This window comes from Citrobacter sp. UYEF32 (genome assembly GCF_040546205.1).
GTDB lineage: Bacteria > Pseudomonadota > Gammaproteobacteria > Enterobacterales > Enterobacteriaceae > Phytobacter > Phytobacter diazotrophicus.
Window position 1 is genome coordinate 483931 of sequence record NZ_JBEPNI010000004.1, and the last position, 20442, is coordinate 504372.

At 56.2% G+C, this 20442-nt stretch carries 15 protein-coding genes; 7 read left to right on the forward strand and 8 right to left on the reverse strand.

Features of this window, described 5'->3' with window-relative positions; genetic code table 11:
* Positions 1–8: 8 nt before the first annotated feature.
* Genes lsrB through lsrA form a run of 4 tightly spaced genes read right to left on the reverse strand, consistent with a single transcriptional unit; the run spans position 9 to position 4538 of the window.
* Positions 9–1022 carry an autoinducer 2 ABC transporter substrate-binding protein LsrB gene (gene lsrB / locus ABIB59_RS13645; protein ID WP_071194480.1) on the reverse strand — a complete coding sequence of 338 codons (1014 nt, stop codon included), beginning with the start codon at positions 1020–1022 and terminating at the stop codon, positions 9–11.
* 16 nt (positions 1023–1038) lie between these two features.
* Positions 1039–2016, reverse strand: a complete 978-nt coding sequence (gene lsrD, locus ABIB59_RS13650) for an autoinducer 2 ABC transporter permease LsrD (RefSeq protein ID WP_039078171.1) — start codon at positions 2014–2016, stop codon at positions 1039–1041.
* Positions 2017–3051: an autoinducer 2 ABC transporter permease LsrC gene (gene lsrC / locus ABIB59_RS13655; protein WP_132438544.1), complete on the reverse strand. Its 1035-nt coding sequence runs from the start codon at positions 3049–3051 to the stop codon at positions 2017–2019. It lies immediately after the preceding gene.
* Positions 3048–4538, reverse strand: coding sequence for an autoinducer 2 ABC transporter ATP-binding protein LsrA (gene lsrA, locus ABIB59_RS13660; RefSeq protein ID WP_354035797.1), 1491 nt, complete (start codon positions 4536–4538; stop codon positions 3048–3050). Before lsrA ends, lsrC begins: the two co-directional genes overlap by 4 nt.
* Positions 4539–4754: 216 nt before the next feature.
* Between lsrA and lsrR the strand changes: the two genes are divergently transcribed.
* From lsrR to ABIB59_RS13675, 3 genes are all read left to right on the forward strand, one after another.
* On the forward strand, positions 4755–5726 hold the full coding sequence (gene lsrR, locus ABIB59_RS13665) for a transcriptional regulator LsrR (protein WP_039078174.1): 972 nt from the start codon (positions 4755–4757) through the stop codon (positions 5724–5726).
* Positions 5727–5769: 43 nt separating this feature from the next.
* Complete coding sequence (gene lsrK / locus ABIB59_RS13670) at positions 5770–7362, forward strand: autoinducer-2 kinase (RefSeq protein ID WP_079497077.1); 1593 nt, start codon at positions 5770–5772, stop codon at positions 7360–7362.
* A gap of 213 nt (positions 7363–7575) precedes the next feature.
* Positions 7576–9597 (forward strand): NADPH-dependent 2,4-dienoyl-CoA reductase, encoded by a 2022-nt coding sequence (locus tag ABIB59_RS13675; RefSeq protein WP_169038779.1) that lies wholly within the window; start codon positions 7576–7578, stop codon positions 9595–9597.
* Between the two features lie 113 nt (positions 9598–9710).
* Here the strand turns inward: ABIB59_RS13675 and rlmG are convergent, their stop codons facing one another.
* The gene (gene rlmG, locus ABIB59_RS13680) at positions 9711–10841 is read right to left on the reverse strand and encodes a 23S rRNA (guanine(1835)-N(2))-methyltransferase RlmG (RefSeq protein ID WP_354035800.1); all 1131 of its coding nucleotides are present in this window, start codon (positions 10839–10841) and stop codon (positions 9711–9713) included.
* 69 nt (positions 10842–10910) lie between these two features.
* Here rlmG and ABIB59_RS13685 point away from each other — a divergent pair, with 69 nt between their 5' ends.
* Positions 10911–11408 (forward strand): M48 metallopeptidase family protein, encoded by a 498-nt coding sequence (locus ABIB59_RS13685; RefSeq protein WP_039077543.1) that lies wholly within the window; start codon positions 10911–10913, stop codon positions 11406–11408.
* Positions 11409–11853: 445 nt separating this feature from the next.
* Here the strand turns inward: ABIB59_RS13685 and ABIB59_RS13690 are convergent, their stop codons facing one another.
* Together ABIB59_RS13690 and ABIB59_RS13695 are read right to left on the reverse strand one after the other, a co-directional pair.
* The gene (locus ABIB59_RS13690) at positions 11854–13038 is read right to left on the reverse strand and encodes an aminotransferase-like domain-containing protein (RefSeq protein ID WP_039077542.1); all 1185 of its coding nucleotides are present in this window, start codon (positions 13036–13038) and stop codon (positions 11854–11856) included.
* Between the two features lie 685 nt (positions 13039–13723).
* Positions 13724–15106 carry an amino acid permease gene (locus tag ABIB59_RS13695; RefSeq protein ID WP_071194474.1) on the reverse strand — a complete coding sequence of 461 codons (1383 nt, stop codon included), beginning with the start codon at positions 15104–15106 and terminating at the stop codon, positions 13724–13726.
* Positions 15107–15441: 335 nt separating this feature from the next.
* Here ABIB59_RS13695 and ABIB59_RS13700 point away from each other — a divergent pair, with 335 nt between their 5' ends.
* From ABIB59_RS13700 to ABIB59_RS13710, 3 genes are all read left to right on the forward strand, one after another.
* Positions 15442–15921, forward strand: coding sequence for an Lrp/AsnC family transcriptional regulator (locus ABIB59_RS13700; RefSeq protein WP_039077540.1), 480 nt, complete (start codon positions 15442–15444; stop codon positions 15919–15921).
* A 251-nt stretch (positions 15922–16172) separates the two neighbouring features.
* Positions 16173–16787: a YitT family protein gene (locus ABIB59_RS13705; RefSeq protein ID WP_039077539.1), complete on the forward strand. Its 615-nt coding sequence runs from the start codon at positions 16173–16175 to the stop codon at positions 16785–16787.
* A gap of 38 nt (positions 16788–16825) precedes the next feature.
* Positions 16826–18019, forward strand: coding sequence for an amino acid aminotransferase (locus ABIB59_RS13710; protein WP_317077204.1), 1194 nt, complete (start codon positions 16826–16828; stop codon positions 18017–18019).
* Positions 18020–18023: 4 nt separating this feature from the next.
* Here the strand turns inward: ABIB59_RS13710 and ABIB59_RS13715 are convergent, their stop codons facing one another.
* On the reverse strand, positions 18024–20348 hold the full coding sequence (locus tag ABIB59_RS13715) for a molybdopterin-dependent oxidoreductase (protein ID WP_354035804.1): 2325 nt from the start codon (positions 20346–20348) through the stop codon (positions 18024–18026).
* Positions 20349–20442 lie beyond the last annotated feature (94 nt).

Below are 20442 nucleotides of genomic sequence, written 5' to 3' on the forward strand. Positions count from 1 at the left end.
TCCTCCCATCAGAAGTCGTATTTGCCAATGTTCTCTTTGGTGAACACCACGCGTTCCGGCAGCAGCACAATCCCGTTGCCTTTCGCTTCATACTGATAGCCCTGCACGCTGTTTGGCTCGACTTTAAGCGTGCCGATATCTTTCACGTCGACGCTGTCGCCCACGTTAAGATCGCCTTTTTTCAGCAGATGTTCGGCGACATTCACCGAAATTTTCCCCTGTTGCACCACATCCCACAGGCCAAAGGCTTTCACCGTACCGCGCTCTACATACGGGCGCATGACGTTCGGGGTACTAAAGCCGACAATCGCCACCCCTTCCCGTTTCAGGTTCTCCGCAGCCTGCGCTGCCGCTGGCAGAGCATTGGCATCCGGCGCAATGATCGCGTCCAGATCCGGATACGCTTTTAAGATCCCTTCTGCGGTTTGCAGCGATTTGGTCGCATCGTTATAGCCAAACTGGGTGGTGACGATTTGCCACTGGGGATGATCTTTCTCGATTTTGGCTTTCGCCTCTTTTACCCACTGGTTCTGGTCGGTCACCGTTGGGCTTGAATAGAAGAAAGCGACTTTGGCATTCGGTTTGGTTACCTGTTTTGAAGCCATCTCCACCAGCAGACCACCCAGTTGCTCTGGCGTCCCCTGATTGATGTAGATGCTGCGACACTCAGGCTTGGTATCGGAGTCCCAGGTCAGCACTTTCACACCGCGCTGCATCGCCCGTTTCAGCGCCGGGCACAGCCCATCCGGCGAAACCGCGGAGACAATAATGGCCTTGTAGCCCTGGTTGACGAAGTTGTTGATGAGCTGAACCTGGCCGGAAACGCTCGGTTCGGTCGGGCCGTCATAGGTCACATCCACACCCAGGTCTTTGCCCGCCTCTTTCGCGCCGTTGCCGCCGCTGGTGAAGAAGCCCACCCCAACCAGTTTGGGAATAAAGGCGATACGGTCAGCCGCCTGGGCAGCCATGACGCTACCCGCCAGCGCCAGCGCGCTCAGTTGCACTATCAGTTTTGTCTTCATCTCATGCTCCAAAAAATTAACGCGAGAGAACCCGATGCCAGGTCATACGCACCCATTCCCGGTGCAGACTCAGCGAACGTCCCATCACCACCACCACCAACAGCGCCCCTGACAACGCGCTCGACACCTGGTTGGGGATGCCGACCATCTGTAACCCCTGCTGTAAATACCCCACCAGCAACGCTGCCAGCGCAGTACCCAGCACCGAACCTGAACCGCCATAAATATTGGCCCCGCCCAACACTGCGGCGGTAAGTGCAGGCATCAGCAAATCGCGCCCCAGATCGGAACGCGCTGAACCGAAATAAGAGACCAGCACCACGGCGGCAATGGCCGATGCCACCCCGACCAGCCCGTAAAGTGCGTAAGGCATACCGTTCACCGACAGCGCCGCATAGCGCGCCGCACGCGGGTTCTGCCCGAGTAAAAAGAGGTGACGGCCAAAACGCGCCCGGTGCGTGATCAGCCAGAAAAACAGCGTGATCACCGCAAACAGCACCAGCGGTACGGGCAGGCCCAGCAAAGTGAGATTGGCAAAGGCGGTAAAGCTATCCGGGAAACCGCTGATACCTTCATAACCCGTCGCGCCCGCCATGCCGGAGAGCAACAGCGCGCCACCGCCATAGAGATAAAGCGTGCCGAGGGTAATGACCAACGGACTGATGCCGGTGTAGTGAATCAACGCCGCGTTGACCAGCCCGCATAGCAGCCCAAGCGCCAGCGTCAGCACTATGGCCACGCTCATCGGCCAGCCCGCCTGCATCATCACTCCCAGCGCGATGGCGCACAGGCCAATAGTCGAGCCAAGCGAGATATCGATACCGCCGCTGATGATCACCAGCGTCAACGGCAGCGCCACAATGCCAATACAGATAAAATCACTGGTGCTGAACAGCAGCATATTGACGTCCAGCATGCGCGGGTTCAGCGCGCCAAAAAGCAGGATCTCCAGCACCAGTAACAGCAGCAGCGCAAATTCCCAGTTGAGCTTCATTTACGCCACCTCTTTGTTTTTACGTTTGGGAAAAGGGGCCACGTTTTTGCTCCCCTTATTGCCGGGCATAAAGCGGCTGTATTTCAGTTGCCGTTGATGGCGGGCCAGCGCCTGGCGTAAACGTCCGTCCAGCACCAGCACGCCGAGCAGCACCAGACCCGCGATAAAGTCATTCCACCAGGCCGGGAGCTTAAAGAGCACCAGCACGGTGTCGATTTGGGTGAGGAAAAAGGCACCGAGAAACGCGCCGACAAGCGTTCCCGTCCCGCCGAGCAGCGAGATACCGCCGAGCACGCAGGCGGCGATGGCTTTCATCTCCAGCCCGCTGCCGGTCTGATTCGGTACAAAGCCAATCTGCGAGGCAAAGACAATCCCGGCGCAGGCCGCCAGCACGCCGTTCAGGGTGAAGGCCAGCATCCGCGTGCGGTTCACACCGACACCGAGCTGGCGGGCGGCCGCGAGATTATCCCCCACCGCATAAAAGTCGCGGCCAAACGCCGTGCGCGCCAGTACCCAGGTCCCTGCGCCGAGCATCAGCAGCACCAGCCAGCCCAGAGGGGAAACCCCCGTCGCCCCCGCCACAGAGAGTGATTTCAGACTGGCAGGCAGCCCTTCAATCCACTTACCGCCTGTCCACAGCAACATTGCCCCGCGATACAGCCCGAGCGTACCCAGCGTTGCCACAATCGCCGGAATTTTCAGTCCCACCACCAGCAGGCCATTAAAGGCCCCGGCCAGGGCGCCAATCGCCAGGGAGAAAAGCATGGCGACAGGCAGACTGTAGCCGCTGTTCAGCGCCACCCCGACGGCAATGGCGCACAGCCCCACTGTAGAGCCCACCGACACATCAATATTGCGGGTCAGCATCACCAGCGTTGCGCCGAGCGCCAGCAACATCAGGATCTGGCTACTGGCGAAAATCATGCCCACGGTTTGCAGGCTGAAAAAGGAAGGGTTCAGCGCCACCAGCACCACAAACAGCGCCAGGATAGCCAGAAACGCGCTGAGCTCACGGTTTTTCAGTAATGTTTTCATGGCTGTCCCCCGCCGAAAGCCAGTGTCATCATGCGATCCACACTCACCGCATGGCGCGGCAGTTCCCCGCTCAGTCGGCCCTGATGCATAACCAGCACCCGGTCGGCCAGCCCTGGAAACTCATCCAGATCGCTTGAGATCATCAGCACCGCCACGTTTTGCGCCGCCACGCTTTTGATCAATTGATAGATATCCGCCCGCGCCGCCACGTCCACCCCGCGCGTCGGTTCATCGACAATCAGCAACAGCGGGTTGGCCTCCATGCAGCGCGCCAGCAACACCTTTTGCTGGTTCCCGCCGGAGAGGGTGCGGACAATTTGATCCGCATGATTCAGCTTGATCCCCAACGCCCGGTGATAGCGCTCCACCACTGCAGCTTCACGTTTGCGCTGCTGCCAGAGAGAGGGTTCATTCAGGGCAACTGTGTTCCAGCGTACCGGGGCATCAAGAAACAACCCCGACACCTGGCGGTCTTCCGGCAGATAAACCAGCCCGCGCCCCAGGCGTGCGCGGGTGGAATCGCCACTGATCTCACGGTTCTCCAGCCAGATACGCCCCGCGCGTATCGGGCGCAGGCCATAAAGAGTTTCAGCAAACTCGGTACGCCCGGATCCCACCAGCCCTGCCAGACCAACGATCTCCCCGGCGTGGATCTCAAGGCTGAGATCGATAAACCCCTCCCCCGTCAGATCATCCACCCGCAGCACCGGGAAATCCTGCGGCTGGGTACGGCGATTGCCCGGCAGCGCCAGCCACAGTTTTTGGGTATCGCTTAAGCTTTTTTCGCGGCTCGCGGGCGTCATGGCGGTAATCAGGGCGTTGTCGTCGAGGCTGGCGATTTCACCGCTCAGCACCACTGCCCCGTCGCGCATTACCGACACGTGGCTTGCGAGCGCGCGGATTTCCGGCAATTTATGAGAGATAAAAACAATCCCAACACCCAGTTCTTGCAGGGCGCGGATCTGGCGGAAAAGCCGGTCAGTTTCGCCGGGCGTAAGAGAGGCGGTGGGTTCGTCGAGGATCAGGATCTTCGCGTCGCGCATCAGGCCGCGTAAGATCTCCACCATTTGCTGATCGGCCACTTCCAGCGTACTGGCGGCAGCCTCCAGGTTAAGCTGGCAGTTAAGCTGCTGCAGTTTCTCAGTGAGCAACGCGTCATGTTGTGCGCTGCGCGGCAGGCGAAACAGGATATTTTCCCGCACGCTCAGGTTGGGAAACAGCATCGGTTCCTGCGGGACCAGATAGATACCAAGCTGATGCGCCTGATTCGGCTTAAGGCGCGCAAACGCCTTGCCGCAAACGAAAAGTTCACCGCTGTCTGGCGTTTCCACCCCGGCGATAATTTTCATTAGCGTCGATTTTCCCGCGCCGTTACCGCCCATCAGCGCATGGACCTGGCCTGAATACAGCGTGAAATCAATGCCTTTCAGGACCGTGACGCCTGAAAATTGCTTATTGATACCTCGCGCTTCAATCAGTGGATTCATTGCAGCCCCGCTATTGAACAAATGATTTTTTATTTCAATAATGTTCAAAAGCGTAGACGGTGAACTATATTTACAACCGTGCAGTGATCACACTTTTATGTATTTGGATCTCTCTATTCCAACAGCGACATCAAAAGATCTGTTTTGCCAGGCGGCTCACATTTTCACCGCAGGCAAGCACGAACATATGATCTAAATTTTTATAAGAGTTCAGATATGAGCGAAAAAAGAACATTAGAAGAAGGACGCTTTGCAGGTCTGGCGCTGGCAGAAGAAGAGCTGGTGGCCCGTGTGGCCTGGTGTTACTACCACGACGGCCTGACACAAAACGATATCGGCGAGCGGCTGGGTTTACCGCGCCTCAAGATTTCGCGCCTGCTGGAGAAGGGGCGGCAGTCCGGGGTGATCCGCGTACAGATTAACTCCCGGTATGAAGGATGTCTGGCGCTGGAAACGGAGCTGCAACGCCAGTTTGGCTTACGCCTGACCCGCGTGCTGCCAGCCCTGAATACCCCGCCCATGAGCGTGCGGCTCGGGATTGGCGCCGCACAGTCGTTAATGGGAGTGCTGGAGCCGGGTCAGCTTCTGGCGGTGGGATTTGGCGAAACCACTATGAGTTGTCTGCAGCACCTGAGCGGGTTTATCAGTTCGCAGCAAATTCGCCTGGTGACGCTCTCCGGCGGGGTCGGCCCCTACATGACCGGGATTGGCCAACTGGATGCCGCCTGTAGCGTCAGCATGATCCCCGCGCCATTGCGCGTATCGTCGCCGGAGGTGGCAGAGATCCTGAAACGGGAATCGAGCGTGCGGGATGTGATCCTCGCCGCCACCGCTGCCGATGTTGCCGTGGTGGGTATTGGATCAGTGAACCAGAAGCGCGACGCCACGATCCTGCGCTCGGGCTATATCAGCGAAGGTGAACAACTGATGTATGCGCGCAAAGGGGCCGTCGGCGACATCCTGGGCTTCTTTTTGCAGGCCGATGGTGAACGGGTCGAAGGGCTGGAGATTCATCGGGAATTACTCGGCGTCACCCTCGATGAGCTGGCGCAATTGCCGACCATCATCGGTGCCGCCGGGGGCGTGGAAAAGGCAGACGCGATTTATGCCGCACTCAAAGGCCGCCGTATCAATGGCCTGGTGACGGAAGAAACAACAGCACGCGCGGTCCTGGCGTTGGCGCAATAACGCGCCGCTTGCCGCGCTGCGCTGATAACAGCGAGGCAAGCTCATGAGTTACCTTTTAGCGTTAGATGCAGGGACCGGCAGCATTCGTGCAGTGATCTTCGATTTAACCGGGAGACAGGTTGCCGTCGGCCAGGCGGAATGGAAACACCTGAGCGTGGAAAATGTGCCGGGCTCAATGGAGTTCGATCTCGCCACCAACTGGCAACTGGCCTGCCAGTGCATTCGCCAGGCGCTGGCGAACGCGGGTCTTTCCGGTGCGGATATCAAGTCCATCGCCTGCTGTTCCATGCGCGAAGGCATTGTGCTGTATGACCAGTACGGTGATGCCATCTGGGCCTGCGCCAACGTCGACGCGCGCGCCAGCCGGGAAGTGGCCGAACTCAAAGAGATCCACAACGATCGCTTCGAATCCGAAGTCTATGAGGTCTCCGGGCAGACGCTGGCCCTGAGCGCGATGCCCCGCCTGCTCTGGCTGGCTCACCATCGCCCGGATATCTATCGCAACGCGGTCACGATCACCATGATCAGCGACTGGCTGGCGGCGCGCCTTTCCGGCTGGCTGGCGGTCGATCCTTCCAACGCGGGCACCACCGGCATGCTCGATCTATTTACCCGTGACTGGCGGCCTTCCCTGCTGGATATGGCCGGACTGCGCGCCGATATTCTCTCGCCGGTAAAAGAGACCGGCAGCGTGCTGGGCGAAGTGACCAGAGAGGCGGCACAGGAGAGCGGTCTGCGCGAAGGCACGCCGGTAATCATGGGCGGCGGCGATGTCCAACTGGGTTGTCTGGGGCTGGGGGTGGTACGCCCCGGACAGACGGCAGTGCTGGGGGGGACATTCTGGCAACAGGTGGTCAACTTGCCGCAGGTGCGGACCGACCCGGAGATGAATATTCGCGTAAACCCGCATGTGATCCCAGGCATGGCGCAGGCGGAGTCGATCAGTTTCTTTACCGGCTTAACCATGCGCTGGTTCCGTGATGCCTTCTGCGCGGAAGAAAAATTGATTGCCGAGCGTATGGGAATGGACACCTATAGCCTGCTGGAAGAGATGGCTGCTCGCGTTCCGGCGGGCTCCCACGGCGTGATGCCGATCTTCTCCGATGCGATGCATTTCAAGCAGTGGTACCACGCGGCGCCGTCGTTTATTAACCTCTCCATCGACCCGGAAAAATGCAATAAAGCGACGCTGTTCCGTGCGCTGGAAGAGAATGCCGCCATCGTCTCAGCCTGTAACCTGGCACAGATTTCCCGCTTTTCCGGCGTGAAGTTCGACAGCCTGGTGTTTGCGGGCGGCGGTTCAAAAGGGGCGCTGTGGAGCCAGATTTTAAGTGACGTCACAGGCCTTCCTGTACGCGTGCCGGAAGTCAAAGAGGCCACCGCGCTGGGCTGCGCCATTGCCGCAGGCGTCGGGGCGGGTCTGTATGACGATATGGCGGCAACCGGTGAACGACTGGTGAAATGGAGCCGGGAGTTCACGCCGAACCCGCAGCATCGCGAGTTATATGACGAGATGATGCAGAAGTGGCAGGCGGTGTATGCCGATCAGCTTGGTCTGGTGGATAGCGGGCTGACAACATCCATGTGGCAGGCACCTGGGCTGGTACGCGCATCATCACCCCGTCTTTCTGTCTGAGGGCCCAGGCCGCAACCCCTGATGCGCTACGGCGAGGCAGAAACGCTCGATCGGTCCCCTCTCCCCGTGGGAGAGGGCCAGGGTGAGGGCATCAGGCCGCACCAATCTTTGAATCCCATCACAATCGCCGCATTCCCCTTTTCCCTTTTCTCCGCCAAACGCTAAATTACAACTCATCCGACCACATAACAAAAAATTAACACTGGAAGCGATATGAGCCATTACCCGTCGTTATTTGCCCCACTGGATTTGGGTTTTACCACGTTAAAGAACCGCGTATTAATGGGGTCAATGCACACCGGTCTGGAAGAGCGCCCTGACGGCGCGGCCCGGCTGGCGGCCTTCTATGCCGAACGAGCACGCCATGGTGTGGCGCTGATTGTCACTGGCGGTGTGGCGCCGGCGCTTTCGGGTGTAACGATGCAGGGTGGTGCGGTACTTAACGATGAACATCAGCTTCCGCATCATCGCCTGATAACCGATGCCGTACATCAGGAAGGCGGCAAAATCGCCCTGCAAATTTTGCATACCGGGCGTTACAGCTTTCAGCCAAACCTGGTGGCGCCGTCCGCCATTCAGGCGCCGATTAACCGTTTTACCCCGCACGCTCTGAGTCATGACGAAATCCTGGCGCTGATCGACGATTTTGCCCGCTGTGCACATCTGGCACAGCAGGCCGGTTATGACGGCGTGGAAGTGATGGGCTCAGAAGGCTATCTGATTAACGAGTTTCTCGCCGCACGCACCAACCAGCGGAAAGACGAATGGGGCGGCGATTACGCCCGGCGAATGCGCTTTGCCGTGGAAGTGGTCAGGGCGGTGCGTGAACGGGTAGGCCGTGATTTTATTGTTATCTACCGCCTGTCGATGCTCGACCTGGTGGAAGGCGGCGGCGTCTTTGAGGAAACCGTCCAACTGGCGAACGCCGTTGAAGCGGCGGGCGCGACCATCATCAACACCGGTATCGGCTGGCACGAAGCCCGTATCCCGACCATTGCCACCCCGGTGCCGCGCGCGGCATTCAGTTGGGTTACCCGCAAGCTGAAAGGCAAAGTGGGCATCCCGCTGGTCACCACCAACCGCATTAACGATCCGCAGGTGGCAGACGATATTCTCTCTCGCGGCGATGCCGATATGGTGTCGATGGCGCGCCCGTTCCTTGCCGATGCCGGGATCCTTTCCAAAGCGCAAAGCGGTCGCGCTGATGAGATCAACACCTGCATCGGCTGCAACCAGGCCTGCCTCGATCAGATCTTCGTGGGCAAAGTGACCTCGTGCCTGGTCAACCCGCGCGCCTGCCACGAAACCAAAATGCCGCTCACACCAGCCACCCGCCAGAAAACGCTGGCCGTGATTGGCGCAGGTCCCGCCGGTCTGGCCTTTGCCGTCAACGCCGCTGCCCGTGGGCATAGCGTGACGCTGTTTGATGCGGCTGCCGAGATTGGCGGTCAGTTCAATATCGCCAAACAGATCCCCGGCAAAGAGGAGTTCTACGAAACCCTGCGCTACTACCGCAAAATGATCGACATCACCGGCGTGACGTTACGGCTCAATCAGTTTGTGCAGCCCACCATGCTGGAAGCCTTTGACGAGGTGATCCTCGCCAGCGGTATTGTGCCGCGCACGCCGGAGATCGAGGGGATCACCCATCCTAAAGTACTAAGTTACCTTGACGTTTTGCGCGATAAAGTGCCGGTCGGCGAGAAGGTGGCGATTATCGGCTGCGGGGGAATTGGTTTTGATACCGCGATGTATCTTAGCCAGCCGGGCGAACCCACCAGCCAGAATATCGCAGAATTTTGTGTGGAATGGGGCATCGATACCAGCCTCAACCATGTGGGCGGTTTGCGCCCGGAAGGCCCACAGTTGCCGAAAAGTCCGCGTAAGATCGTGATGCTCCAGCGTAAAGCCAGCAAACCGGGTGAAGGTCTGGGGAAAACCACCGGCTGGATCCACCGTACCACCCTGCTGTCGCGCGGGGTGAAAATGATCCCGGCGGTCAGTTATCAGAAGATCGACGACGAGGGGCTGCATGTCTTGATCGGCGGCGAACCGCAGTTGCTGGCGGTAGACAATGTGATCCTGTGTGCAGGCCAGGAGCCGCGCCGCGAGCTGGCAGAGCCGTTACAGGCAGCGGGAAAAACGGTGCATTTGATTGGCGGCTGCGATGTGGCAATGGAGCTTGATGCCCGCCGGGCGATAGCCCAGGGCACGACGTTAGCGCTGACGATTTGATGTGTTATGACGACCCGGATGGCGGCGCAAGCGCCTTATCCGGGCCAGGGGTTGTTTCCGGTATTCGGGCGCGCTTTTGTAGCCCCGGTAAGCGCAGCGCCACCGGGGGAAAATCAGCGCTGTCTGCGCAATTTCACCGCTTTTAGCACCACAAACTTACCGTTAGACGCCACGTTGCTGCAGTTACTAAAAATCTTCTTAAGCTTACGGAAATAATCAAGATGACGGTTGCCCACCACAATTAATTCACCGCCATATTTCAGGCTGCGGCGAGCATCGTGGAACATCTGCCAGGCAATATGATCGGTGATGGCGCTTTGCTGATGGAACGGCGGATTGCACAGCACCACATCAAAACGGTCCGGTTCAATACCCGACAGCCCGTTATTGACCATAAACTCGCTACGCTCCAGCGCGTCCGGCATGTTACGTTCCACATTCAGGCGGCTGGAGGCCACGGCCATATGGGATTCGTCGGTAAAGAGCACACGCGCCTGCGGGTTCTGCGCCAGCAGTTGCAGACCAATCACGCCGTTACCACAGCCGAGATCGACCATCTCCCCTTCCACGTTTTCCGGCAAATGCTTGAGGAAAAGACGCGCACCAATGTCCAGCCCGCTGCGTGAAAATACATTCGCATGGTTATGGATGGTCCAGTCCGTTCCCTCTAATTGCCAGTCATAGGTCTGCGGCGCATCAGCTACCGCCGGAGCAGTAAAAGTACAGTGGATCAGACGCGCTTTTTTCCACGCCAGCGACGTAGTGGTCGGGCCGAGGTATTTTTCAAACAACGCCATGGTGGAGTTGTGAATATCACGCGCTTTGGCACCGGCGATAATCTGCGTTTGTGGGGTCACGACGCGACGCAACGCACAAAGCTGTTGCTCCAGCAGCGCAAGCTGTTTGGGTACTTTAATCAGCACGCGCGCAGGGGCAGCCGGCAGTTCGCTCAGGCTATCCAGGAAAGTTACGGCGTCTTCGTCCATCCCGTTCAGACGCAGGTTATGGCGGGTAGCCTGCTCCGCGATAAACGAGTCATTCACGCTGGCAGGACGATATGCCGCCAGGGCACAGGCCAACGCGCCGAAGCTATCGTTAAAGATGAGCGTCGTGCCTTCGGTCTCATTTACCTGATTTAGCAGATATTCATCTGCCGCATCCCACGCCTGTAACGACGCTTCTTCGGCATTGGGTGGGAAACGCTCTAATGCAAATGACTGTCCAATTAACTCAACCTGGCCCATCGACCCTCCGGGGTGCTAGAATTCGCGCGTTTTATCGCTTAATTATCCGGAGTTGTAAACCCCTTAAACATGACAACACTCACTTATTTGCAGGGTTACCCCGAATCACTGCTGGCACAGGTACAAACGCTGATCGCGCAAAATCGGCTGAGCGAGGTTTTGCTCAAGCGTTACCCCGATACGCACGACATCACGACCGATAAAGCGCTCTATGTTTATACGCAGGATTTTAAAAATCAGTTTTTGCGTAACGCGCCGCAAATCAACAAAGTCGCTTATGACAGCAAAATCCATGTGCTCAAAAACGCGTTAGGGCTGCATACCGCGGTGTCGCGCGTGCAGGGCGGTAAGCTCAAAGCGAAAGCAGAAATCCGCGTCGCCACCGTTTTTCGCCAGGCACCGGAAGCCTTTCTGCGCATGATCGTGGTGCATGAACTGGCGCACCTGAAAGAGAAAGAGCACAACAAAGCGTTTTATCAATTATGTTGCCATATGGAACCTCAGTATCATCAACTGGAATTTGATATGCGTTTGTGGCTTTTATGTAAAGACGAAGGGTGGCTTTGATATGAAATTAAATAAAACATCAACGACCCAAAAATAATTAAAGTCATTTATTCTGCATTTATTAATATGCGATCCCTGTCGCTAATAATGCAACGAGTTAATCTTTACACGATGACATAAAAAACCCGTAACTCTCTGTAAATAATAAGTTATTTAAAAAATTCCGTATCACTATCTACCAAAGTGGATTCACATAAACATCCAGAGCGTTATTTATCTTATTTTTGAATCATATGATTCAAGATTCGAATTTGACGCAAAGGGACAATAAAATCATTATGTAGAAATACTTTTACAGTTTGTTGTAGAAGTATTCTCGAAGCATTTAGATGATTGGTTTTAATACCTGTTCGCACTCGGGCACATTTATGTCAGCGAATAGGGATATAAACCCTTTACTCACCATGTATCCCTGATGGGATACATGGTATTTTTATGTCTGAACTTATTCAAGAGAGGCTTTGAGGCGGGCGACGGCTTTTCTGAGATTTTCATCCGCCACTGACACATAAGACATACGCAGCGTCGATGCATCCGGGTTATCCGCATAGAAGAACTCGCCCGGCACATAGACCACGCCATTTGCCAGCGTCTTTTTCAGCCAGTCGGTGGTGTTCTTCTCGTACTTAAATTTGGCCCACAGGAACATGCCCCCTTGCGGACGGTGAAAGGTCAGATGCTCACCCAGTTCACGTTCGATCTCTTCGCATAACACCTGACATTTATCTTTATAAGAAGCGCGGATAATTTTTAACTGCTCAGGCAGGCGGCCCGTCTGCAAATAGTGATAGGCCAGCGACTGCGACAGGGAGCTGGTATGCAAATCCGTAGCCTGTTTCAGGGTCACAATCTGCTTTTTAATCCACTCCGGCGCAACAACCCAGCCGACACGCGCACCCGGCGCCAGAATTTTGGAAAACGTCGAGGTGTAAATAACGTTCTCGCTGTTGTCTATCTCTTTTGCCCAGGCAGTTAATGGCTTGAACAGTTTGTCGGTAAAATTAATTTCGCTATAGGGATCATCTTCGATAATGACAAAGTTATAGCGCTTAGAGAGCGCCACCAGCTTTTTGCGGCGCTCATCAGAGAGTGTGACCCCGCCAGGGTTGCCGAAGGTCGGCACAATATAAACGGCTTTGATGGTGGTGGTTTTGACCAGCTCTTCCAGCTCATCAACCTTCATGCCTTCCCCGTCTGTACCAACAGATGCAAGCTGAGCTTCCGCCAGATGGAAAACCTGCAACGCGGCCAGATAGGTGGGTCTTTCCACAACAATGACATCGCCAGGGTTAATCAGCACGCGGGCGAGCATATCCAGAGACTGCTGAGAACCGGAGGTAATCACGACTTCATCAGGGTTACAGGTAATCAGACGCTGTTCCAGAAGCTGGCAAATTGCCTCACGCAAATCCGGGCTGCCTTCGCTCAGGCCATATTGAAAAGCATCTTTCCAGGAAACGGATAACACTTTATCCATCGCCATCTGGAGCCCTTCGCGATCAAAGAGATCAGGATTAGGAATGCCCCCGCCAAGAGAGATAACCCCTTCCATTTTGCTGTGTTTTAATAATTCGCGGATGGCAGATGACTGCACATTTTTGACTTTATCGGAGATTCTCTCGTCTGACATTACCTTAACCTTACCCTTTGTTTTGCCGTTCGATCTTATTATGTTGCGATAGTTTTCATGCTAAGCATTTCCGTTATACAGCAATAAAAAGAGGCCGTAAACGGAGCCGCCCGCCCACTCGTTTTATTTATACTATGCCAGTATTTTTATTTTTTCTGGTTAAATATTCCGCACATGACGCTAAATATTAATTAAATAGATATCTATAACCGGCAAGTGTCCGGGATTTCTTCTGATCATCGTCCGATCATTTTAAAACAATGCAGAAGGCTTATCTGCGCTCAACCATCCAGCCAGCATTATTATTTGAATTGCGGCCCGTCTCTTGTGTGTGTTCAGTAACTGTATTTATACACAGTCAATGTACACACAAGGTCGAGGCAAATGAAAAGAGAAAGATACTGCCTTTCTGTTGCGGTTTTTATCCTGCTCAGGAAAGGTAATCAGATATGTATATTCAAACGCACGGGCACAGGGTGGATGGATGGCTTTTACAGCCTAGGGGCTTAAGGAAGGTGAAACAGTGACCGCCGCAGCAGCGTGTGCGGCCACACATCGCCATTCCTTATGTCAGGCAGGCTATCGACAATATCCTTATTTCACACGTTTATTCCGAATACGGCTGGTGACGTTCCCCACCCGTTTTCCACCGTACTGCCGGAGCATTGCTCCGGCATTATCATCTTTAGCCTTGATTCACTTCCGCTACCAGAACGGCGGCGGCGCGTTTTTTCTTGAACATATAGCCCGCCCCCAGCACCAGCAGCCATGCCGGGATCAAACATACAGAGATACGGATCCCCGGTGTCATAAACATCACCACCAGGATCCCCGCCAGGAAAAGCAGACAAATGATGTTAGTCAGCGGATAACCGAGGCTTTGAAAAGCGGTGGTTTTTCCGGCTTTTTGCATGGCGAGACGGAATTTCAGGTGGGTGATACAAATCATCGCCCAGTTGATCACCAGGGCCGCCACCACGAGCGCCATCAGCAATTCAAAGGCTTTGCCCGGCATCACATAGTTGATCAGCACGCACAGCGCCGTGGCCAAAGCCGATACCCCCAGCGCGGTCAGCGGGATCCCCCGTCGGTTCACCTTGAGCAGCGAACGCGGCGCGTTACCCTGCTGCGCCAGGCCAAACAGCATGCGGCTATTGCAGTAAACACAACTGTTATAGACCGACAGCGCGGCGGAGAGCACCACCAGATTGAGGGCGTTCGCGACGATGTTGCTGTCCAGCGCATGGAAAATCAGGACGAACGGGCTGCCGCCTTCCACCACGTTTTTCCACGGATAGAGCGACAGCAAGACGGCCAGTGAACCCACATAAAACAGCAGAATACGGTAGATAACCTGATTAGTGGCTTTGGGAATGCTCTTTTGCGGATCGTCGGCCTCTGCCGCCGTGATCCCCACCAGTTCCAGACCGCCAAAGGAAAACATGATCACCGCCATCGCCATGACCAGGCCACTGATGCCATTCGGGAAGAATCCACCGTCCTGCCACAAGTTCGCCACCGATGCATCCGGACCACCGCTGCCGCTAAACAAAAGATAGCCGCCAAAAGCAATCATGCTGATGATGGCCGCAACTTTGATAATGGAGAACCAGAACTCCATCTCGCCGTACACTTTGACGTTCGTCAGGTTGATGGCGTTAATTGCCACAAAGAAAATGGCCGCTGAGACCCACGTTGGCACGTCCGGCCACCAGTATTGAATATAAATCCCAACCGCCGTCAGTTCCGCCATACTCACCAGCACATAGAGCACCCAGTAGTTCCAGCCGGACATAAATCCGGCAAAAGGTCCCCAGTAGCGGTTGGCAAAATGGCTGAAAGAGCCCGCCACTGGCTCTTCAACCACCATTTCACCGAGCTGGCGCATAATGAAAAAAGCAATCACCCCGGCGATGGCGTACCCCAACAGTACGGACGGCCCGGCCATGCGAATGGTCTGCGCAATGCCCAAAAAAAGCCCGGTGCCTACGGCCCCACCGAGCGCAATCAACTGGATATGACGGTTTTTTAACCCGCGTTTTAATTCGTTAGTGTGTTGTGCTGCCACCTCTGACCTCTCCCCTGTCTGTAAACGTCACCTTCGGCCAGAGCAACTTTCAGGCCAGCCAGCGGGGAGAACACGACAATGGCAGGCTAACTATCTGAATAAGCGGGAGATATAAATTTCCAGTCACATCCACAGCTTGAGCGCGGCGATTGAATTTTCAGCAACTTCGCGCAATAAGCACGGTTAAATCGCACGATGTATGAGAAAAACAGCCTCTGCATGCATGAAATCGAACCGTTTTGGTGCAGCGGAAAAAAGCGCAGCGCCGTCAGGCTTCTCGTCATCAAAAAAGCTGTTAGTCTGGTAGCCACTCTTTCGTTCCGGTATTGGCGCACATGTATAACATCGACGACTTTGATCTGAAAATCCTCACCTTGTTGCAGGCCAATGGCCGTTTAACTAACCAGGAGCTGAGCGATCTCATCGGCCTTTCTGCTTCCCAGTGTTCACGGCGTCGTATCGCGTTGGAGCAGGCGCAACTGATTCTGGGCTACCATGCGCGGCTTGCACCGGATGCCGCCGGGCGCGAGATGCTGGGTCTGATTGAGGTGCGTCTTTTAAACCACACGCAGGAGTATGTGGAAAGCTTCCACCAGATGGTGAGCGAAGTGGACGCGATTCTGGATGCCTGGAAAACCACGGGCGATGCCGATTACCTGCTCAGGGTAGCCGTGCCGGATTTGCCAGGTCTGAGCCATTTAATCAGCCATATTCTGGCGCAAAATAAAGGGGTCGCTCATTTGAAAACTTCGGTTGTCCTTAACCGCCTGAAAGAGAATGGCCAGTTGATGCCGGGCAGTGGTCTTGCGCCCTAATACAGGGCAACACGCCTTATTTTGGTGCAATCAATCGGTTAATTAATGTATCCGGTGAGACAAAAATACACATCTCAACCGAATAACAGCGTGAAAACGCACAAAACACGCAATCTTCTCTTTTTGCCATATCAATACGTTAGCGATATGGCCGCCTGTTTTTCCTCCATTCAATCGCATCAGGAAGCGGATCTGGTGCGGTTTTTGCAGGATATTTCTTATCTTTAGCAATTGTTGAATCGTACTTTCTTATGGATAACGTCCTGACTCCCAATAAACTTGCTCATACCTGGCTGGAAGATGCGCTGGCGCTGCTGTTCGGTACGCTAATGATCTCTTTTGGCGTGATAATGTTTCGCCAGGCGGGCGCGCTCACTGGCGGTACGGCGGGTATCGCTTTTCTGATCCATTACGCAACTCACCTGCCGTTTGGCGTGGCGTTCTTTTTGATCAACCTGCCCTTTTACTGGCTCTCTGTTCGCCGGATGGGCATGCAGTTCACGCTGAAAACGTTCTGCGCCGTGGCGCTGGTGTCGTTGTTCTCCGATCTGCACGGGCGCTTTATCCATTTCGATCAGCTTAACCCCTACTACGCCACGCTGTTTGGCAACATCATGGTCGGCATTGGTTTTGTGGTGCTGTTCCGTCATAAAGCGAGTCTCGGCGGCGTGAATATTCTGGCGCTCTATCTGCAGGATAAAAGCGGTATCCGCGCCGGTAAATTCCAGATGGTGGTCGATGCCTGCATTGTGACCGCATCGCTGTTCTTCGTGAGCCTGCCGATGCTGGCGGCCTCCATTGTGGGCGCCGTGATTCTGAATTCCATTATTGCCATGAACCACCGCCCGGGACGCTATGCGGTGTAATGGATTGACCTCTGACAGTAATATCAGGAGTAGTGACTGTGTTCCAGAACGTTGACGCCTACGCGGGCGATCCTATCCTGTCGTTGATGGAGACTTTCCATCAGGACCCCCGTACTGACAAAGTGAACCTTAGCATCGGGCTGTATTATGACGAGCAGGCTATCATTCCTTGCCTTAAGGCAGTACAACAGGCCGAAACCCGCCTGCAGAGCCAGCCGCAAAAAGCCAGCCTCTATCTGCCGATGGAAGGTTTCGCCCCTTATCGCAGCGCCATTCAGACGCTGCTGTTTGGCGACAACCATCCGGCACTGAACGCCGGGCGTATCGCCACCATCCAGACGCTGGGCGGTTCCGGCGCGCTGAAAGTGGGTGCCGATTTCCTGAAACGCTACTTCCCGGACTCCGGGGTGTGGGTGAGCGACCCGACCTGGGAAAACCATATCGCTATTTTTGCCGGTGCCGGGTTTAAGGTTCACACCTACCCGTACTTCGATAACGCCACGCGCGGTGTCGATTTCAGCGGCATGCTCAACAGCTTAAAACAACTGCCGCCGCGCAGTATCGTGCTGCTCCACCCGTGCTGCCACAACCCGACGGGCGCGGATCTGACGAATGCGCAGTGGGATGAAGTGATAGAGGTGCTGATTTCCCGCGATCTGATTCCGTTCCTCGACATTGCCTATCAGGGCTTTGGCGCGGGTCTGGAAGATGATGCCTACGCCATTCGCGCTATCGCCAGCACCGGCCTGCCTGCGCTGGTCAGCAACTCCTTCTCCAAAATATTCTCGCTGTATGGCGAGCGCGTGGGTGGGCTGTCCGTGGTGTGTGAAGATGCTGACGCCGCCGGACGCGTGCTGGGCCAGTTGAAAGCCACCGTACGTCGCAACTACTCCAGCCCGCCGAATTTTGGCGCGCAGGTCGTCTCCACGGTGCTCAATGACCCGGAGCTTAACGCCCTGTGGCGTGCCGAAGTGGACGCCATGCGCACCCGCATCAGCGAAATGCGCCAGGCGCTGGTGGATGTCCTCAAAGATGCCCTGCCGACGCACGACTTTACCTACCTGCTGACCCAGCGCGGGATGTTCAGTTACACCGGGTTCAGCGCTGAACAGGTGGATAAACTGCGCGAAGCCTTTGGGGTCTACCTGATTGCCAGCGGCCGCGTCTGCGTGGCGGGCCTTAACCACAGCAATATCGGTCGCGTGGCCTCAGCCTTCGCCGCCGTTCAGTAAGGCATCAGGCCTGTTTTTGTTGCGCGAGCGTGACAAAAACAGGCGGTTCCCAGGCCGTTATCGCCGGTAACGGCCCTTCAAACTTCACCACGTCCACCCGACAACTCTGCGCGCTGCATCCTTGTCCCAGACGCGAACTGCCGCGATCTTCTGTTAAAACGTTGGGATTGCCATGTTTATCGAGTGGCTGCGCATCTTCTGTATTCTGCGGATCATACCAGGCGCCGGTGGACATCTGCACCACGCCGGGCCGGATGGCCTCGCTCAGTTTCACCCCGGCCAGTAACGCACCTCGCGTATTGAACACTTTCACCACTTCGCCGTCGTGAATGTCGCGCTCAGCGGCATCATACGGATGCATCCACAGAGGTTCACGCCCGGCAATTTTGGTCTCCCGACTTACGCTGCCGTGGTCGTACTGGCTGTGCAGGCGGGTACGCGGTTGGCTGGAGAGCAAATGCAGCGGCCATTCGCGGGCGACCGCCTGCTGATATTGCGCCTCCGGCTCGTGCCAGTACGGATGCCCCGGACATTCTTCGTAGCCAAAATCGGCAATGGTCTGCGAAAAAAGCTCAATTTTGCCGGAAGGGGTGGCAAGGGGCGCGTTCAGCGGGTCGTCGCGAAAATCTTTAAGCAAGATCTGCGGCCGGACGGGGCGTGAAAATTCCAGAACACCCTGCTGCCAAAACGCATCGAAGGCCGGGAGCGCGATCCCGTCGGCCTCGGCACGGGGGCGCGACTGTTCATACATAACCTCCAGCCATGCTCTGGCGTCCCGCCCTTCGGTGTAAGCCTCACCAAACCCGAGACGGGCCGCCAGCCCGCTGAAAATGGCATAGTCGTCACGCGCATCGGCAAACGGCGCAATATGCTGGCGCATGGCAATCATAAAACCGTCGTTGCTGGCGCTGCCGATATCCTCCCGCTCAAGCGAAGTGGTGGCGGGCAGGACGATATCGGCGAATTTCGCCTGTGCGGTCCAGTACTGCTCGTGGACCACAATGGTTTCCGGGCGCCGCCAGGCGCGTACCAGTTTGTTCAGATCCTGATGGTGATGAAAGACATTGCCGCCCGCCCAGTAGACAAAGCGAATATCGGGGTAAAGGTGGGTCTGCCCGTCAAATTCATAAGGTTCGCCGGGGTGCAGCAGCATGTCGGAAAATCGGGCAACCGGAATTTTCCCCTCAACCGGATTGCGCCCCTGGGGCAAACGCGGGCCGGAAAAGACGCGACGGTTGGCCCCCGCCAGGTTGGTTGAGGCGTAGCCGAAGCCCAGCCCACCGCCGGGAGTGCCAATCTGCCCCAACAGTGCGGTTAACGCCACTGTCGCCCAGAAAGCCTGTTCCCCCTGGCGGGCTCGCTGAACCGACCAGGCAATGTTGATCATCGTGCGATGCTGTGCCATCTCATGTGCCAACTGGCGAATCACTCCGGCAGCGAGTCCGGTTCTGGACTCGGCCCATTCCGGGCTTTTTACTACGCCGTCGTCCCGGCCAAAGAGATAATCCCGGTATGGCGCGAACCCGACCGTGTGGCTGTCGACAAAGGCCTGGTCGTATAACGCGTCTGCAATCAGCACCTGGCAGAGCGCCAGCAGCAACGCCGTATCGCTGCCGGGTTTGACCGCCAGCCAGTCGGCATCCGGCACGGCCGAAAGATCGTTTTGTACCGGGCTGATATTGATGAAACGGGTGCCGTTGCGGCGCAATGTCTGCAACCAGTGCTGTAGCGCGTGGTCGTTGGCCCCGCCGCCGTTAACCTGCGCATTACGTAGCGGCAAACCGCCGATAGCGACAAACAGTTGGCAGTGTTCCGCCAGTACCGGCCAGTGGGTGTGCTGGCGTTGTAAGGTGTCGAGATCGCCAAGAATATGCGGCAAAATGCGCTCCCCGGCGGCGATACTGTAGGTGTTGGTGCTGCCGGTGTAGCCGCCAAAGAGATTGAGAAAACGGTGAAGCTGGCTCTGCGCATGATGAAAACGGCCGGCGCTGGACCAGCCATAAGAGCCGCCATAAATCGCCGCATTGCCCTGCTCGCCTTTAACCCTGGTGAGTTCATCGGCCACCAGCGTCAACGCCTGCTCCCAGCTCACTTCGACAAAGGGTTCACGCCCGCGCCCCTCCCGGCTGGCGGCGCCCCCTTTCAGAAACCCTTCCCGCACTGCCGGGCGACGAACGCGTGATGTCCCCTGCACCGCGCCCGGCAACGACTGCCCAATCCGTGACGGGTTGCTGTCCCACGCAACCGGGCTGACCGCAGTCAGTTTGCCGTCATCGGTGGTCACCCGATAGGTTCCCCAGTGCATTACCGCAAGTTGCTCGGGTTTCATGGTGATACCTCGATATAAAACCTGTTAATCAGGTAGTTATGGTTGCAGGCAGTCTGGACCCGGACAGCGCGCAACAACCAGAACGTACATGAAG

Excerpts from the sequence above, each read along its gene's own strand:
- lsrD (WP_039078171.1), bottom strand. The coding sequence starts at position 2,016 with ATGAAGCTCAACTGGGAATTTGCGCTGCTGCTGTTACTGGTGCTGGAG.
- rlmG (WP_354035800.1), bottom strand. The coding sequence starts at position 10,841 with ATGGGCCAGGTTGAGTTAATTGGACAGTCATTTGCATTAGAGCGTTTC.
- lsrA (WP_354035797.1), bottom strand. The coding sequence starts at position 4,538 with ATGAATCCACTGATTGAAGCGCGAGGTATCAATAAGCAATTTTCAGGC.
- lsrR (WP_039078174.1), top strand. The coding sequence starts at position 4,755 with ATGAGCGAAAAAAGAACATTAGAAGAAGGACGCTTTGCAGGTCTGGCG.
- lsrK (WP_079497077.1), top strand. The coding sequence starts at position 5,770 with ATGAGTTACCTTTTAGCGTTAGATGCAGGGACCGGCAGCATTCGTGCA.
- ABIB59_RS13715 (WP_354035804.1), bottom strand. The coding sequence starts at position 20,348 with ATGAAACCCGAGCAACTTGCGGTAATGCACTGGGGAACCTATCGGGTG.
- ABIB59_RS13675 (WP_169038779.1), top strand. The coding sequence starts at position 7,576 with ATGAGCCATTACCCGTCGTTATTTGCCCCACTGGATTTGGGTTTTACC.
- ABIB59_RS13690 (WP_039077542.1), bottom strand. The coding sequence starts at position 13,038 with ATGTCAGACGAGAGAATCTCCGATAAAGTCAAAAATGTGCAGTCATCT.
- ABIB59_RS13685 (WP_039077543.1), top strand. The coding sequence starts at position 10,911 with ATGACAACACTCACTTATTTGCAGGGTTACCCCGAATCACTGCTGGCA.
- ABIB59_RS13700 (WP_039077540.1), top strand. The coding sequence starts at position 15,442 with ATGTATAACATCGACGACTTTGATCTGAAAATCCTCACCTTGTTGCAG.
- ABIB59_RS13705 (WP_039077539.1), top strand. The coding sequence starts at position 16,173 with ATGGATAACGTCCTGACTCCCAATAAACTTGCTCATACCTGGCTGGAA.
- lsrC (WP_132438544.1), bottom strand. The coding sequence starts at position 3,051 with ATGAAAACATTACTGAAAAACCGTGAGCTCAGCGCGTTTCTGGCTATC.
- lsrB (WP_071194480.1), bottom strand. The coding sequence starts at position 1,022 with ATGAAGACAAAACTGATAGTGCAACTGAGCGCGCTGGCGCTGGCGGGT.